This window comes from Geodermatophilus obscurus (assembly GCF_900115395.1).
In the GTDB taxonomy this organism is placed as follows: domain Bacteria; phylum Actinomycetota; class Actinomycetes; order Mycobacteriales; family Geodermatophilaceae; genus Geodermatophilus; species Geodermatophilus obscurus_B.
Map to the genome: position 1 here is coordinate 30,532 of NZ_FOWE01000014.1, position 15,830 is coordinate 46,361.

Here is a 15,830-nt window from a genome sequence, read left to right on the forward strand (position 1 = left end):
CCGCTGACCGGTCTCCGCCCACCGGGGGACGGCGCCGGGAACCCCCGAGACGCCTCCGGTGGGTCCGCTCCGACCACGGCGGTGTGCGCAGACGTCCAAGACGTCTTCTCGGGGCTGGACGAGCATCGTGGCGCACCGGGCGGGGACACGCCAGACCACGTCCGGAGGACACGGGGTGACGCGGCTCACGCCGACGGCGGGGCGTCCTGCGCGGCGCGGACCAGCGCGCGGACCTCCGCGGCGCCGGTCGCGGCCAGGCACCGCCGCGCCAGCTCGACGCACGCGCCGGAGTCGAGCCGCCGGACGGCGGCCTTCGTGCCGGCCACCGCCGACGGGGCGACGCTGAGCTCCTGCACGCCGAGGCCGACCAGGACGGGGACGGCCAGCGGGTCGGCGGCGACCTCGCCGCACACCGACACCGTCGCCCGGCCGGCCGCGCGGGACGCCGTCTCGCCGACCAGGCGCAGCACGGCCGGGTCGAGCGGGTCGGCCAGGGCGGCCAGGGCGGGGTGCCCGCGCTCGGCGGCCAGCGTGTACTGGGTGAGGTCGTTGGTGCCGATGCTCAGGAAGTCGACGTGGGGCAGGAACGCCTCGACGTTCAGGGCGACCGCCGGCACCTCGACCATCACGCCCACCCGCAGCCCGGCCGGCACCGGACCGGGGGCGGCGGCCTCGGTGAGCAGCCGGCGCACCGCGAGGACCTCCTCGACGACGGAGACCATCGGGACCATGACCCGCACCGGCCCGCGCGCCGCGGCGCGGCAGACGGCGGCCAGCTGGGTCCTCAGCAGGTCGGGCCGGGTGAGCGAGAGGCGCACGCCGCGGACGCCGAGGAACGGGTTGGCCTCCGGCGGCTGCGGGAGGTAGCGCAGCGGCTTGTCCCCTCCGACGTCGAGCGTGCGGATGGTCACCGGGCGTCCGGCGAAGGCGTCGAGCACCGCCAGGTACTCGCGCTCCTGCTCCTCGGCCGTCGGGGGCCGGTCCCGGTCGAGGAAGAGGATCTCGGTGCGCACGAGGCCCGCGCCGTCGGCACCGGCCGTGGCGGCCGCCCGGGCGTCGGCGACCGAGCCGACGTTGGCGCCCACCACCACGCGCCGGCCGTCGCGGGTGACCGCCTCGCGGGGCGCCTCGGCGGCGTCCCGGGCGCGCTCGTCGGCCAGCTCCCGCTGCCGGGTGCGGTAGCCCGCCACGACGCCGGTCGGGGGGTCGACGAGGACGCGCCCGGCGGTGCCGTCGACCACCAGCGGCGTGCCGTCGGGGACGTCGAGGAGGCCGGCACCGGCGGCGACGACGGCCGGGATGCCGAGGGAGCGCACCAGGATCGCGGCGTGCGAGGTGGGGCTGCCCCCGGCGAGCGCGACGCCGAGCACCCGCCCGGGGTCGAGCCCGCCGGCCTGCGCGGGCGTGAGGTCGTCGGCGAGCAGCACCCCGTCGACGTCGACGGCCTGCACCGGGGCCTCCCCCGCGAGGGCGCGCAGCACCTGGTCGCCCACCGCGCGCACGTCCGCGGCGCGGGCGCGCAGGTAGGGGTCGGGCAGGGCCGCCCACTGCGCCTCCAGCGCCGAGACGGCCCGCGCCCAGGCGCCGGCCGCGGACACCCCCGCCTCGATGCCCGTCCTGGCCGCGCCGGTGAGCTCGGCGTCGTCGAGCAGGAGCAGGTGCGCCTCGAAGACGCCGGCCTGCCCGGGGGCGGTGCGGTCGCGGGTCCGCTCGACGTCCCGCCGCACGGCGGCGAGCGCGTCGGTCAGCCGGCGCTCCTCCGCCTCCGGCGGACCGGCGGGGCGCTCGTCGACCCGGACGGGGGCGGTCGTCAGGCGCACGGCGGGGCCGACCGCGACGCCGGGTGAGGTCGCCACCGGTCCCGCGGAGGGCGTCGTCGCGGACTCATCCGCCGCGGGCCCGGGGACGGCGACCTCGTCGAAGGACCGGGCCGCCAGGGCGAGCACCCCGTCCACGGCCGCGCGGGCCTCGCGGCCGGTCGCCGAGACCTCGACCTCGTGGCCGCGCAGCGCGCCGAGGGTGGCGACCCGGCTGAGGCTGCCGGCCGGGACGGGTCCGGCGCCGGTGGTCAGGTTGCGCAGCGCGACGTCGGCGTCGCGCCGGCGCACCTCGGCGACCAGCCGGGCCGCGGGGCGGGCGTGCAGGCCGTGGGGGTTCGCGACCACGAAGGAGCCGGTCAGGTGCCCCTCCGCCGCGGGCGCCGGCTCCTCCGCCGGGACGGTGTCGAGCTGCGTGTCCTTGGCGAGCAGGGCGGCCCGGGCCTCCGCGGCGACCTCCGCGCGGTCGGCCCCGCCGGCGGCGACGACCGAGGCCACCAGCAGCCCCTCCACCAACGGTGCCGGGGAGAGCACCACCCGGTCGCGCACCTCGTCGGGCAGCAGCTCCAGCGCCATCTCGGCACTCAGCAGCGCGCTGCCCACGTCCATGAGCACCACGACGCCGTCGCCGTCGTCCACCTCCTCCACCGCGGCGGCGATCCGCACGGCGTCGGTGCCGAAGGTCGTCTCGTCCAGTCCGGCGGCCACCGCGATGCGCGCGTCCCGACCGGAGACCATCTCCGCGGCCAGCCCGACCGCGGCCTCGGCCAGCGCCCGGCTGTGCGACACCACGACGATCCCGACGCGGGCACCGGCGGCGCCCGTGTCGGTCACGTGCTCCCCGCTGCTCCGCGACCGAGGAGGGTCTCGGCGGCCGCGGCCAGCAGGAGCGCCGCGCTCGTGGCGCCCGGGTCTTGGTGCCCGGCGCTGCGCTCGCCGAGGTAGCTGGCCCGGCCCTTGCGGGCGACCATGGCGGTGGTGGCGTCCCGGCCGGCGGCGGCCGCCCCGGCGGCGGCGGTCAGCGCCTCGGTCCACGACCGGCCCGCGGCCAGCGCCTCCTCGGCGGCGGCGACGGCCGGCGTCAGGGCGTCGACCATCGTCTTGTCCCCGGCCTCGGCGCGCCCGCGGGCGACGACGCCCTCGATGCCGGCGCGCAGCGCGGCGACCACCTCGGCGGGCGTCGCGGTCGCCGCGTCCCCGAGGGCGGTGCCGACGCGCAGGAAGAACGTGCCGTACAGCGGGCCGCTGGCGCCGCCGACCGTGGACACCAGCGTCATGCCGACCTTCTTGGCCAGCGCCCCGGGCGAGGCGGGAGGCGCACCGTCGACGGCGGCGAGGGCCGCCGTCGTGCCCCGGTGCATGTTGGCGCCGTGGTCGGCGTCGCCGATGGCCGCGTCGAGCTCGGTGAGCGCCTCCCGGTTCTCCTCCACCAGGCGCGCGAAGGCCCGGACCCAGGCGAGGAGGTCGTCGGTCGAGACCTCGCCGGCCACCGTGTCGGCCACGCTCAGATCCCCCACCGCAGGGCGGGCGTGCGCACGGGCGCGTCCCACAGCGAGAGCAGCTCGTCGTCGACCCGCAGCAGCGTGACGGAGGTGCCGGCCATGTCGAGGGAGGTGATGTAGGGCCCGACCAGGGATCGGGCGACCTCCACGCCGGCGCCGCCGAGGATCCGCTGCACCTCGTTGTAGAAGACGTACAGCTCGATGAGCGGCGTGCCGCCGAGCCCGTTGACGAAGCACAGCACCCGGTCCCCGCGGCCGAACGGCAGGTCGGACAGGACCGGCTCGACGAGCATGGCCGCGATGTCGCGCGCCGGCGCGAGCGGCACCCGCTCGCGCCCGGGCTCGCCGTGGATCCCGACCCCGAGCTCCATCTCGTCCTCGCCGAGCTCGAACGTCGGGTGCCCGACGGCCGGCACCGTGCAGCTGGTCAGCGCCACGCCCATGCTCCGCCCGGCGGCGTTCACCCGGCGGGCCACGTCGGCGACCTCGTCGAGGGAACGGCCCTGCTCGGCGGCCGCGCCGGCGATCTTCTCCAGCAGCACCGTCACGCCGACCCCGCGGCGGCCGGCCGTCCAGGTGCTGTCCTGGACGGCGACGTCGTCGTCGGTCACCACCGACACCACGCGCGCGCCGGACTCGGCCGCGGCGAGCTCGGCGGCCATGTCGAAGTTCATGACGTCGCCGGTGTAGTTCTTCACCACGTGCAGGACGCCGGCGCCGCTGTCGGCGAGCTTGGTCGCGGCCAGCACCTGGTCGGGCACCGGGGAGGTGAACACCTCGCCCGCGATCGCGGCGTCGAGCATGCCGAGGCCGACGAAGCCGCCGTGCAGCGGCTCGTGCCCCGAGCCCCCGCCGGAGAGCAGGCCGACCTTGCCCGGCCGCGGCAGGTCCGCGCGGTACACGACCCGGTTGGCGTGGTCGACCCGCAGGTCGGGGTGGGCGGCCTCGATGCCCGCGAGGGCCTCGGGCACGACGTCCGCGGGGTCGTTGATCAGCTTCTTCATGACCGGGGCTCCTCGTCGAGTCGGATCAGGACGTGCTGGTGGCAGTGCTGGTGGCAGTGGACCTCCCGCCCGCCGTCGCGCGCACCCGTCCCGACGCCGGTCACCGGCCCCGCGCGGGGGCCCGGGCGGCCGGGCCCCCGTCAGGCGACGACGACGAACCCGACGACGGCGAACAGCAGCGTCAGCACGCAGACGAGGACGCCGACGTAGAGGGTCGTGTGGTTCGCCGGCGAGGGCGGCGGCGGGACGTAGTGCGGGAACCCGGTGGCCAGCGGTCCCTGGCGGGTCGCCGCGGCCTGCTGCGGCGAGGGCGCGAACTGCGGCTGCGGCGGCAGCGCCACCTGACCCGGGAAGGCGACCTGCGTGGGTGCCGCCTGCTGCGGAGCCGGCGGGGCGGCGGGCGCCGACGGCGCGACCGGAGCCGCGGACGGGCCGCCGGAGTAGGGGCCGGCCGGTGCGTAGGGCGCGGGCTGGGGGGACGGCTGCGACAACGGGGTTCCTCTCGAGCGGGCCGCGGCGGCTCCCCGCCGGGCGGCGCACATCGTGACAGCCCCGGGCGTGGCGGAGAAGGGGTCCCGTCGTCGCGCGCGGGGGCCCGCCGGGGTCAGCCGGAGGTGGAGGTCCCGCAGACGCGCGGGCCGTCCTCGAGCACCACGACGACGGTCGTCTCGGTGCTCTCACCGCCGTCGTCCCACCGGATGCGGACCTCCTGGGCGTCCTGCCCGTCGAGCTCGCCGGGCCGAACCGCGACCACCTCGCCGGTGCCGAACGGCGCGTACCCGGCGGCCCGCTCCCCCGCCTCGACGCCCTGCTCGTCGGCCGCGTCGCGCTCGGCCTGGCACAGCAGGTCGCCGGCGGTCTCGAGGTCGTCGGCGGCCAGCGCCGCGGTGAAGACGCCGACCACCTCGCGGGCCTGCTCCTCCCCCGTCCCGGTGACCAGGGGCAGGGCGACCACCATGCCGACGCCGACCAGCACGGTGCCGCCGAGGATGCCCAGGAGCAGGCCGTTGCTGCGCCGCGGCGTGCCGGTGTGCAGGTCCTCCGGGCCCTCGTCGTAGAGGTAGGGACCGCTCATCCGCCGCTCGTCTCCAGCTCGGCGCCCGCCGGGGGACGCGGGTCGTCGCGGTCGTCGAGCCAGCCCTCGGGCAGGGCCACCGGTCGCGGGCTGCTGGTGCGCCCGCGCGGCCCGCCGAGCACCGCCGTCGGGTAGGGCTGGTCCTCGATCCGGTCGAGCAGGCCGGCCAGCTCGTCGAGGGAGCCGACCATCGCCAGGGCGCGCCGGACGTCGGAGCCGACGGAGAAGCCCTTGAGGTACCAGGCCACGTGCTTGCGGAAGTCGGTGCAGCCGTGCAGCTCGCCCTGCTCGGCCGACAGCAGCTGCGCGTGCCGGAGCATCACCGCGGCCACCTCCCGCAGCGTCGGCAGCGCCCGCCGCGGGGACCCGGCGAAGGCGGCGGCGAGGTCGCCGAACAGCCAGGGCCGGCCCAGGCAGCCCCGTCCGACGACGACGCCGGCGCAGCCGGTCTCGCGCAGCAGCCGCAGGGCGTCGTCGGCCTCCCAGACGTCGCCGTTGCCGAGGACGGGGATGTCGACGGTCTCGACCAACCGGGCGATCGGCGCCCAGTCCGCGGTGCCGCTGTAGAGCTGGTCGGCGGTGCGCCCGTGCAGGGTGATCGCCGCGGCGCCCTCGTCCTGCGCGATGCGGCCGGCGTCGAGGTAGGTGACGTGGTCGGCGTCGATGCCGATGCGGGTCTTGACCGTGACCGGCACGTCGCGGGCGGCGGTGACCGCGGCCCGGACGATGTCGCGGAACAGCACGCGCCGCCACGGCAGCGCCGAGCCGCCGCCCTTGCGGGTCACCTTGGGCACCGGGCAGCCGAAGTTGAGGTCGACGTGCGCCGGTCGGGTGCCGGCGACGCCCTCGTCGACGAGCATCTCCACCGCCCGCCCCACGGTGGCCGGGTCGACGCCGTAGAGCTGGACGGAAAAGCCGGCCGCCGCCTCCTCCGGGGTGGCGCGGATCATCCGCAGCGTCTTCTCGTTGCGCTCCACCAGCGCCCGCGTGGTGATCATCTCGCAGACGTAGAGGCCGGCGCCGAACTCGCGGCACAGGGTGCGGAACGCCGGGTTGGTGATGCCGGCCATCGGCGCGAGCACGACCGCGGGGTCGACCGTGAGCGGCCCGAGGCGCAGCGGGGCGACCGCCGGCGCCAGGATGCTCGTCACGCCGTCCAGGGTAGGTGGCGCCGCCCGGTGGCCGGGGTCACCCGCGGGGACGCCGACAGGTCCAGGGGATCGTGCACGTTCCGATCGCGCCCCAGCGGGGCACTGGGTGCTCCCCACCCGAGGAGGATGCAGGTGTCCAGGTCGTCCCCCGCCCCGTGGCTGCCGGCGGCGCCGTGACTGCCGGCGGCGCCGTGACTGCCGGCGGCGCCGTGACCGCCGGCAGCGCTGTGACCGCCGGCAGCGCTGTGGTCCCCGGCGTCACCCGGATCGCCGTCCTGCGCGCCAACTTCCTCGGTGACCTGGTGCTCACCCTCCCGGCGCTGGCCGCCCTGCGGTCCGCCTACCCGGCTGCGGAGATCACGCTCCTCGGCGCGCCCCTGCACGCCGACCTGCTCGGGGGACGGCCGGGCCCGTGGGACCGCGTCGTCGTCGTCCCGCCGTGGCCGGGGGTCCGCGACGCGCCGGGTGCCGGGCGCGACACCCCGGAGGTGCGCCGCTTCCTCGTGCAGCAGCGGGCGGAGGGCTACGACCTGGCCCTGCAGCTGCACGGCGGTGGCGGCAACTCCAACCCGCTCGTCTCCGCGCTGGGCGCCCGGGTGACCGCCGGGGCACGGGACGCCGGCGCCCCGCCGCTGGACCGCTGGCTGCCCTACTCCTCCGACCAGCACGAGGTGTTCCGCTGCCTGGAGCTCGCCGGCCTGGTCGGCGCCGCGCCGGTGACGCTCGAGCCGCGGCTGGACCTCGTCCCGGCCGACGTCGCGGCCGCCGACGACGTCCTGCCGGCCGGCCCCGGGCCGCTGGTCGCGCTGCACCCCGGCGCGCGGGACCCCCGCCGCCGCTGGCCCGCCGCGTGCTTCGCCGCGCTCGCCGGTGAGCTCGCGACCGCGGGCGCGCAGGTGGTGCTGGTCGGCTCCGGCGACGACGACCGGCGCGCCGCCGACGCCATCCGGGCGGCGACGACGGCACCGCTGCTCGACCTGGTCGGCCGGCTCCCGCTGGGCGCGCTGGCCGGCGTCCTCGCGCGCTGCCGTGTGGTGGTGGCCAACGACTCCGGTCCGCGGCACCTGGCCGAGGCGGTCGGGACGGCGACCGTCGGCGTCTTCCTCGAGCACAACCTGCTCAACGCCGGACCGCTGACCCGGCGGCGGCACCGGGTGGCGGTGTCCACGCGGACCACCTGCCCCGCGTGCGGGGTCGACCAGGCCCGGTCGCGCTGCGGCCACGACCGGTCCCTGGTCGCCGACGTCCCGTTGGAGACGGTGCGGGCCGCCGCCCTCGACCTGCTCGGGGACGGCGGCCCGTCGGTGCACGCGGCCGCCGCCGCGCTCCCCGCGCCGGCTCGGCAGCCTCTCGGGCGGGTGGCCCGGTAGGGCGCCGGCTCAGGCGGCCTGCGGCTCCCGGAGCGCCGCGGGCAGCTCGCCGTCCGTGACGTGGGCCCGCACGACCTCGGCGAACAGGGCCGGCTGCTCGCCGTTCCACGCGTGCCCGACGCCGGGCACCAGGCGCGCCGCGCCCCGGGGGAACGCGGTAGAGAGGATCGGCAGCGAGCGCCGGATCAGCTCCTGCTCCCGCTCCCCCGCGACGGCCAGGACCCGGGACGACGACGTCGCGGCGGCCTCCGGCACCCGGTACTCCACCAGGTCGGCACCGACCCGCAGGAACGTCCCGGGTGCCATCGTCCGGGCCGCGGTGGCGTACCCGTCGAAGTCCTCCGGCGGCACGCCGAGCGCCCGCGCGTTGGCCCGCAGCAGCGGCGTGGTCGCCATGAGCGGGGACATCAGCCGGCCGGCGGCCCGCACGAGGCGCGGCCGCGGGAACGGCAGGACGTTGACCCCGCTGACCAGCGCGGTCGGCACCAGGTCGGGGTGCCGCGCGGCGAGCTCGGTGGCCACGTACCCGCCCAGCGACAGGCCGACCAGGTGCGCCCGGCCGTCGGGAGCGCGGTCGCCGATCACCTCGGCGACCGCCGCCACGGTGTCGTCGAGGGACACCCACGGCCGGGCCGCGCTGTCCCCGTGCCCGGGGAGGTCGACGACCAGCAGGTGGAGGTCCCCGCCGACGGCCTCGACGAGCCGGCGCCACATCCACCCGCTGGTGCCGACGCCGTGGAGGAGGACCACCGTGGGCCGGTCCGCCGGGCCGGCCTCGTGCAGGGACAGCGTCACGCGGCGCAGGATGTCAGCCGGCGGCACCGGTCCGGCCGCCGGCCGCTGCGCTCGGCGCGTCGCACGCCGGCACTGCGTGCACTTCCGCGGAAGTGCACGGGGCACATCCGCGGAAGTGCACGGAGGGTCAGCAGCCGGGCAGGCGCGCGGCGAGGTAGGACTCGACGGCGTCCAGGCCGATCCGCTCCTGGCTCATCGAGTCGCGCTCCCGCACGGTGACGGCGTCGTCGGTGAGGGTGTCGAAGTCGACGGTGAGGCAGAACGGCGTGCCGATCTCGTCCTGGCGGCGGTAGCGGCGGCCGATCGCGCCGGCGTCGTCGAAGTCGACGTTCCAGTTCCGGCGCAGCCGCGCGGCCAGGTCACGGGCCTTGGGCGAGAGGTCGGCGTTGCGCGACAGCGGCAGGACGGCGGCCTTGACCGGCGCCAGCCGCGGGTCCAGCCGCAGCACCGTGCGGGTGTCGACGCCGCCCTTGGCGTTGGGCGCCTCGTCCTCGGTGTAGGCCTCGACCAGGAAGGCCATCAGCGAGCGGGTGAGCCCCGCCGCCGGCTCGATGACGTACGGCGTCCAGCGGGTGTTGCTCGCCTGGTCGAAGTAGGACAGGTCGACGCCGGAGTGCTCGGTGTGGGTCGAGAGGTCGAAGTCGGTGCGGTTGGCGATGCCTTCGAGCTCGCCCCACTCCGAGCCCTGGAAGCCGAAGCGGTACTCGATGTCGACGGTGCGCTTCGAGTAGTGGCTCAGCTTCTCCTTCGGGTGCTCGAAGTGCCGCAGGTTGTCCGGCGAGATCCCGAGGTCGGTGTACCAGCGGGTCCGCTCGTCGATCCAGTACTGGTGCCACTCCTCGTCGCTGCCCGGCTCGACGAAGAACTCCATCTCCATCTGCTCGAACTCGCGGGTGCGGAAGACGAAGTTCCCCGGGGTGATCTCGTTGCGGAAGGACTTGCCGATCTGCCCGATGCCGAACGGCGGCTTCTTCCGCGCCGCGCCCATGACGTTGGCGAAGTTCACGAAGATGCCCTGCGCGGTCTCCGGGCGCAGGTAGTGCAGCCCGGACTCGTCCTCGACCGGGCCGAGGTACGTCTTGAGCATCATGTTGAAGTCGCGCGGCTCGGTCCACTGGCCGGTCACGCCGCAGTTCGGGCAGGTGATCTCGGTCAACCCCTCCGGCAGCCGGCCCTTCCTGGCCTCGAAGGCCTCCTCGAGGTGGTCGGCCCGGAAGCGCTTGTGGCAGTTCTGGCACTCGGTCAGCGGGTCGGTGAAGACGCCGACGTGACCGGAGGCGACCCACACCTGGCGCGGCAGGATCACCGAGGAGTCCAGGCCGACGACGTCGTCGCGGCTCTGCACGACGGTGCGCCACCACTGCTTCTTGATGTTGTCCTTGAGCTCCACGCCCAGGGGCCCGTAGTCCCAGGCGGAGCGGGTGCCGCCGTAGATCTCACCGGAGGGGAAGACGAACCCCCGGCGCTTGCAGAGGTTGACCACCTTGTCGAGGCGGGCGGGGTCGTGCGTGGTCGTGCTCACGGGGTGTGGTGCTCCATCCGGCTGGCGGTCGGCGGCTGACCCGCCCACGGTAGTCGCCGTCCCGCGCGCCCCCGGCCGCCGATCAGGCCTCGGTGTAGCCGCAGACGGTCGGCCGGCCCTCGTCGGCGACGGTGATCACGAACGAGACCTGGCTACCGGTGTCGAGCGTGACGTCGAAGGTGACCTCGTCGACGTCGCCCGCGGCTGCCGCGCCGGTGAGCGAACCCTCGGTGATCTGCCCGCCGAGGAAGGCGTCGAAGTCGGCCAGCAGCGCCGCGGCGTCGGGGAGCTGCGCCTGCCCGTCGGCGCACAGGTCGGCGTAGGCGGCCTCCGCGTCGCGGTCGGCGAGGGCCTCCACCCACGAGGTGGCGAAGTCCGGGCTGTCCGGGCGGTTGAGCTCCCCCGTCTCCCCGCCGCCGCCGCCGGTGGACGTGCCGGCACCTCCGCCAAAGCCGCCCTCGCCAGAGGGGTCGGCCGACGACGACGGTGCCGAGGAGGAGGACGAGGAGGACGAGGACGACGCGCTCGTCGACGTCCCCGGCGACGCGGTGGAGGGGCCGTCGTCGTCCCGGTTCAGCAGCAGCACGGCCAGGACTCCACCGCCGACGAGCAGGACGCCGAGCGCCACGAGCAGGGGGACCAGCGGGCCGCGCCTCCGCTTCGGCGGCTGCGGCGCCCCGAACCCGGGGCCGCCGTAGCCGGGGCCACCGTAGCCAGGGCCGCCGTAGCCGGGACCGCCGTAGCCGGGACCGCCGCCCGGGCCGTACTGCGGCGGGCCGTACCCGGGCGCACCGGGCGGCGCGTACGGCGGCTGCTGACCCCAGGAGGGCTGCTGCCCGTACGGCGGCTGCTGGGGCGGCGCCTGCGGGGACGGCGGCTGCCCGCCGAGCCGCAGCGTCGGGTCCCGCTGGTCGGGCGGCCCGCCGGGCAGCCGGTCGGTGGGCGGGTCGGGCACCGCGGGGCGTCCTGGCACCGGCGGGCGGCCGGGCACCGGGGGCAGGCGCACCTCGCGGGTGCGGTCGGGAGGCGTCCCGTCCTGCGGCGGCTGGGTCATCGCCCGTCCTCCCGTGCTCGTGCTGTCCGACGCAGGCTACGCACCGCGGCTGCCCGGGGACTCCTCCAGCGGGAGGAAGGCCCCGGGCTCGTCGACCGCGTGCAGCCAGACCGGCGCCCCGGCCATCTTGACCTCGGCGGCCGAGAGCGCGCGGCGGTACGCGCCGACGCCGTCCCAGCGGGTCACCAGCGCCCACAGCTCCGGGTCGTCGGCGCAGCGGCCGGACTCACCACCGAGGAAGCCCGGCCGTGCGGAGAGGGCCGCGAGCAGCCGGTCGAGGTCGGCGGGCAGGTCGCCCGCCGACCCTGGGGACACCCGCAACCGGGTCACGGCGAACACGCGCCCATGGTGCCGCAGAGCCGGAGGTGCAGACGCCGACGGCCGGCCCCCGCGCTGCGGGGACCGGCCGTCGGGTGCGCCGGTCAGCCGAAGTAGCAGACCAGCAGGTTCTCGTCGACGCCGACCTGCACGGTCTGCGTGGTGCCGTCGGCGAGGGTCAGCTCGAAGGTCGACCGGTCGATGCCGTTGGCCGCGTCGTGCTCCACGCTGACCAGGACGCCGTCGGTGATCGCCTGGCCGCCGAGGATCGCGCTGTAGAAGTACAGCGTCAGGTACTGGTCGGCCGTGTACTCGGTGCCGGCGGACTCCGCCACCGCGGCGTCCTGCAGGGCCGCGCAGGAGATGTTGTAGGCGGTGGCGTAGTCGAGCTCGTACACGGCCTGGACCCACGCGAGCGCGATGTCGGAGGAGCCGGGGATCTCGCCGGCGTCGGTGCCGCCACCGGTCTGCTCGGTCATCCCGCCGCCGGTGCCGCCGCCGGCACCACCACCGCTGCCACCGCCGCCGGGCGTACCCGCTCCGCCGGGGACCGAGACCGGGCCGCCCATGTCCATGCCCGTGCCGCCGGAGCCGGTGTCCGAGCCACCCTCGGCGCCCTCGTCGGAGCCCCCGTCCGAGCCCCCGTCCGAGCCCTCGTCCGAGCCCTCGCCGGAGTTCTCGCTGCCCGCGTCGGCCGACGACGAGCTCGAGGCCGCCGTGGCGGCCGGGGTGTCGTCGCCGCGGAGCAGGAAGAAGAGGAGGACGCCGACGCCGGCGGCCACGACGACCAGCGCGGTGATCACCCACGGCAGGATGCTCTTCTTCTGCGGCGGCCGGCCGTAGCCGCCGGGGCCGAAGCCGCCCGGCCCGCCGGGGCCACCCGGGCCGAAGCCGCCCGGGGCGCCGTACTGGCCGGGCGCGCCGTACTGGCCCGGGGCGCCGTACTGGCCGGGCTGGGCGTACTGGCTCGGGGCGCCGTACTGGCCGGGAGGCTGACTCATCGTGCTTCATCCGTTCGGAAGGGGGCGGGCCACCGGGCCCGAGAGCGAGTGCAAGGTAGTGACGCCCCGCCGTCCCGCCTACGGGTTCGTGCGCGCCGGTCGTCACGGCTCGATCACGGCTCCCCGGTCGGGTGACGGCCCCGTCAGGTGCCGCGCCGACGGTGCTGGTCGGGTCCGGTCGCCGTCCCTAGACTCCGCCGACGACCCCGCACCGGGCGCCGGATCCGGCGAGCGCCCCGGCCGCGGCACACGGAGGACGACCGGTGGAGTTGCAACAGTTCGGCCCCTATCGCATCGAGGCGCTGCTCGGGCGCGGCGGGATGGGCGAGGTCTACCGCGCCTTCGACACCGAGCACGACCGCACGGTCGCGCTCAAGGTCCTCTCCGAGCACCTCGCCGCCGACAGCGGCTACCGGGAGCGCTTCCGACGCGAGGCACACCTCGCCGCGCGGCTCAACGAGCCGCACATCGTGCCGATCCACCGCTACGGCGAGATCGACGGGCGACTGTTCCTCGACATGCGCCTGGTGCCCGGGCGCGACGTCGCCGCCGCACTGGCCGCCGACGGGCCGATGAGCCCCGAGCGGGCGGTGTCGATCGTCAGCCAGACCGCCCGGGCGCTCGACGCCGCGCACGCCGACGGCCTGGTGCACCGCGACGTCAAGCCGTCGAACGTGCTGCTCAGCGGCGCCGGTGACGACGAGTTCGTCTACCTGGTCGACTTCGGCATCGCCCGGTCGACGTCGGACGGGCAGGGCCCGTCGCTCACCCAGACCGGCGCGGCACTGGGGTCCTTCGACTACATGGCGCCCGAACGCTTCCTCGAGAAGCCGATCGACCAGCGCGTCGACGTCTACGCGCTGGCGTGCGTGCTGTTCGAGTGCCTGACCGCGCGCCGGCCGTTCAACGGCGACGGGCTGGCCATGCTGATGTACGCCCACCTCAACACCACGCCGCAGGCGCCGTCGGTGGTCCGCCCGGGCCTGCCGCGGGGCCTCGACGACGTCGTCCTCAAGGGCCTGGCCAAGGAGCCCGACGAGCGGTACTCCACCTGCGGCGAGCTGGCGGCGGCCGCGCGGGCGGCCCTGGCGTCCGCGGGCGTGGCCCCCCGGCCCGAGGCGGCGCCGCCGACGTCTGTGACACCGCTGCCCCTGCGCCCGCAGACCGTCGGGTTCTCCAACCCCGGCGCGCCCGCCGGCGCCTACGGCGCCCCGGCCGCGCTGTACGCGCCGCCCTCGAACCCCGGGATCCCCACCGGCTACGGGCCGCCGTCCAACCCCGGACCTCCCACCGGGTACGGCCCGCCGTCCAACCCCGGACCTCCCACCGGGTACGGGCCGCCGTCCAACCCCGGCGCACCCACCGGCTACGGCCCGCCGTCCAACCCCGGACCGCCCGGCTTCCCGCCGCCGGCCGGCCACTTCCCGAGCGGGGGCGCCTCACCCAGCGGCGGGCGGACGTCGAACCGGCTGCCGCTCGTGCTCGGCGGACTGGCGGCGCTGCTCGTCGCCGTGGTGGTCGGCGTGATCGCCCTGACCGGCGGCTTCGGCAGCGGCACCCCCACGGCCGACGACACCGACGTCTCCACCGGCGGCGGCACCGGCGGCGACACCGGGACCGGCACCGGGACCGACACCGGCACCGACACCGGCACCGACACCGGCACCGGGACCGGCACGGACACCGGCACGGGCACGGGGACGGACACCGGCGGCGGGACCACCGACCCGGCGCCCGAGGAGCAGCTGCTCGCCATCGTCCCGGGCGACTTCGACCCGTCGGTCTGCGAGGCCGGCGACCCGGCCGGTGACGGCGACATCGCCACGGTCAACTGCGGGGCCGCCGCCTCGCAGCCGGGTCCCGAGGCCTCCTCCTTCTACCTGTACGAGGACGCCGCGGCCGTGGACGAGGTCTTCCTCGCCGACATGGAGCGGGAGGGGGTCAGCCCGTTCACCGGTGATCCGTCCTGCGTCACGTCCGAGGGCTACGACGAGTACCGGGTCAACGGTCAGACGGCCGGGCGCCTGGCCTGCTTCATCGACGAGAACAACAACGCCGTCCTCTACTGGACGCAGGACGGGTTCGCCGCCGAGGGCATCGTCGCCATCGAGAACGGCGGGCAGGAGGGGTTGGCCACCCTCTACGAGTGGTGGCGCGACCCCACGCACAGCGACTTCGTCCAGCGCTGACCCCGCACACGACGAGGGCCCCGCTCCTCCCGGCCGGGAGGAGCGGGGCCCTCGTCGTGTGTCGCCCGGTCCGTCAGGCGCGCGTGGCCGCCGCGAGCGCGTCGAGCCGCTCGGCCACCTGCAGCGCGGTCGCCGGCCGCTGACCGATCGGGGCGAGGCACGAGGAGACCAGCGCGGCCTCGTCGTCGGTCAGCCCGGGGCTGATCGCCGGCTCGGCGCTCATGACGCGGCGGATCGCCAGCAGCGGCTCGCCGTCGGGCAGCTCGCCGTAGAGACCGGTGCCGGTGAGGGCCCGGTTGAGCGTGGCGCCGAGCGCGAACACCTCGGTGGCGCGCGAGGGCCGCTCCCCGCGCAGCAGCGCCGGGTCGAGGTACTCCACCGACGCGGCGCTGGCCATGCCGGTCAGCGTCACGCCCGGGGCCAGGTAGCGGGCCAGGCCGAGGTCGGAGAGCTTGCCGCCGTCCTCGGTGAGCAGGATGTTGGCCGGCTTGACGTCGCCGTGGGTGAGGCCCGCCTCGTGCAGCGCGTGCGCGGCGTGCGCGGCGTGGGCGACCGCGCGGAGCACCTCCCCGCGGCTGAGCGGGCGGGCCGGCGCGGCCAGGGAGCCGAGCGGGCAGTACTCCATCGCGTACAAGAAACTGTCCTGCAGGACGGCGTCGTAGACCCGCACCAAGTAGGGCGAGGCCACCTGGGCGAAGGCCCGCAGCTCGCGCACGCCGCGCTCGTAGGCCTGCTCGCTGTGCGTGCCGGTGAACACCTTCACGGCCACGTACTCGTCGGGCAGCCCCAGCCGCGCCGGCGGCCGGGCGAGGTAGAAGCGACCGTTGTTGCCCTCACCGAGCACCCGGACCACCGTGTAGTCCGCGATGGTGGCAGGCGCCGCGCCCACCAGGCCGACGGCATCCATCCTGAGTCCTCCTGACACGCTGTTCTCGCCCCCGGCGAGCCGGGACGCCGCCGGTGCGGCAGCGCGACAGTGTGCCTGCCGCACCGCTGTCCGGGAACCCGCTTCGTCCCGCCGGGAGGCTCCCG

The 15,830-nt window shown here is 76.5% G+C and carries 14 protein-coding genes; 2 read left to right on the top strand and 12 right to left on the bottom strand.

Annotated features, from left to right (window positions below):
- Nucleotides 1-185 precede the first annotated feature (185 nt).
- The 6 genes from ptsP to dusB form a co-directional block, all read right to left on the bottom strand.
- Nucleotides 186-2,651, bottom strand: coding sequence for a phosphoenolpyruvate--protein phosphotransferase (ptsP, locus tag BM165_RS22655; RefSeq protein ID WP_075015806.1), 2,466 nt, complete (start codon nt 2,649-2,651; stop codon nt 186-188).
- The gene (dhaL, locus tag BM165_RS22660; RefSeq protein ID WP_083427629.1) at nt 2,648-3,319 is read right to left on the bottom strand and encodes a dihydroxyacetone kinase subunit DhaL; all 672 of its coding nucleotides are present in this window, start codon (nt 3,317-3,319) and stop codon (nt 2,648-2,650) included. The genes ptsP and dhaL overlap by 4 nt, the downstream gene beginning before the upstream one ends.
- A 2-nt stretch (nt 3,320-3,321) precedes the next feature.
- Nucleotides 3,322-4,323: a dihydroxyacetone kinase subunit DhaK gene (dhaK, locus tag BM165_RS22665; protein WP_075015807.1), complete on the bottom strand. Its 1,002-nt coding sequence runs from the start codon at nt 4,321-4,323 to the stop codon at nt 3,322-3,324.
- A 140-nt stretch (nt 4,324-4,463) separates the two neighbouring features.
- Nucleotides 4,464-4,814, bottom strand: coding sequence for a hypothetical protein (locus BM165_RS22670; protein WP_075015808.1), 351 nt, complete (start codon nt 4,812-4,814; stop codon nt 4,464-4,466).
- A gap of 113 nt (nt 4,815-4,927) precedes the next feature.
- Nucleotides 4,928-5,398, bottom strand: a complete 471-nt coding sequence (locus BM165_RS22675; protein ID WP_075015809.1) for an Rv0361 family membrane protein — start codon at nt 5,396-5,398, stop codon at nt 4,928-4,930.
- Entirely contained in the window at nt 5,395-6,549 is a 1,155-nt protein-coding gene (dusB, locus tag BM165_RS22680) for a tRNA dihydrouridine synthase DusB (RefSeq protein WP_083427630.1), read from the bottom strand. Before dusB ends, BM165_RS22675 begins: the two co-directional genes overlap by 4 nt.
- 209 nt (nt 6,550-6,758) lie before the next feature.
- Here dusB and BM165_RS22685 point away from each other — a divergent pair, with 209 nt between their 5' ends.
- Nucleotides 6,759-7,919: a glycosyltransferase family 9 protein gene (locus tag BM165_RS22685; protein ID WP_083427638.1), complete on the top strand. Its 1,161-nt coding sequence runs from the start codon at nt 6,759-6,761 to the stop codon at nt 7,917-7,919.
- Nucleotides 7,920-7,928: 9 nt separating this feature from the next.
- Here BM165_RS22685 and BM165_RS22690 read toward each other — a convergent pair whose 3' ends face one another.
- From BM165_RS22690 to BM165_RS25010, 5 genes are all read right to left on the bottom strand, one after another.
- On the bottom strand, nt 7,929-8,714 hold the full coding sequence (locus BM165_RS22690; RefSeq protein WP_143108299.1) for an alpha/beta fold hydrolase: 786 nt from the start codon (nt 8,712-8,714) through the stop codon (nt 7,929-7,931).
- Nucleotides 8,715-8,841: 127 nt separating this feature from the next.
- The gene (locus tag BM165_RS22695) at nt 8,842-10,236 is read right to left on the bottom strand and encodes a glycine--tRNA ligase (RefSeq protein ID WP_075015812.1); all 1,395 of its coding nucleotides are present in this window, start codon (nt 10,234-10,236) and stop codon (nt 8,842-8,844) included.
- A gap of 82 nt (nt 10,237-10,318) precedes the next feature.
- Nucleotides 10,319-11,290, bottom strand: coding sequence for a hypothetical protein (locus BM165_RS22700; protein ID WP_075015813.1), 972 nt, complete (start codon nt 11,288-11,290; stop codon nt 10,319-10,321).
- A 36-nt stretch (nt 11,291-11,326) separates the two neighbouring features.
- Complete coding sequence (locus tag BM165_RS25905; protein WP_083427631.1) at nt 11,327-11,629, bottom strand: antibiotic biosynthesis monooxygenase family protein; 303 nt, start codon at nt 11,627-11,629, stop codon at nt 11,327-11,329.
- 83 nt (nt 11,630-11,712) lie between these two features.
- Nucleotides 11,713-12,609: a hypothetical protein gene (locus tag BM165_RS25010; RefSeq protein WP_075015814.1), complete on the bottom strand. Its 897-nt coding sequence runs from the start codon at nt 12,607-12,609 to the stop codon at nt 11,713-11,715.
- Nucleotides 12,610-12,872: 263 nt separating this feature from the next.
- Here BM165_RS25010 and BM165_RS25015 point away from each other — a divergent pair, with 263 nt between their 5' ends.
- The gene (locus BM165_RS25015; RefSeq protein WP_075015815.1) at nt 12,873-14,798 is read left to right on the top strand and encodes a serine/threonine-protein kinase; all 1,926 of its coding nucleotides are present in this window, start codon (nt 12,873-12,875) and stop codon (nt 14,796-14,798) included.
- A gap of 73 nt (nt 14,799-14,871) precedes the next feature.
- On the opposite strand, the gene BM165_RS22720 is transcribed toward BM165_RS25015, so the two are convergent.
- Nucleotides 14,872-15,705, bottom strand: a complete 834-nt coding sequence (locus BM165_RS22720) for a protein kinase domain-containing protein (protein ID WP_075015816.1) — start codon at nt 15,703-15,705, stop codon at nt 14,872-14,874.
- Nucleotides 15,706-15,830: the final 125 nt, after the last annotated feature.

Excerpts from the sequence above, each read along its gene's own strand:
- dhaK (WP_075015807.1), bottom strand. The coding sequence starts at position 4,323 with ATGAAGAAGCTGATCAACGACCCCGCGGACGTCGTGCCCGAGGCCCTC.
- BM165_RS22675 (WP_075015809.1), bottom strand. The coding sequence starts at position 5,398 with ATGAGCGGTCCCTACCTCTACGACGAGGGCCCGGAGGACCTGCACACC.
- BM165_RS22700 (WP_075015813.1), bottom strand. The coding sequence starts at position 11,290 with ATGACCCAGCCGCCGCAGGACGGGACGCCTCCCGACCGCACCCGCGAG.
- BM165_RS25010 (WP_075015814.1), bottom strand. The coding sequence starts at position 12,609 with ATGAGTCAGCCTCCCGGCCAGTACGGCGCCCCGAGCCAGTACGCCCAG.
- BM165_RS22720 (WP_075015816.1), bottom strand. The coding sequence starts at position 15,705 with ATGGATGCCGTCGGCCTGGTGGGCGCGGCGCCTGCCACCATCGCGGAC.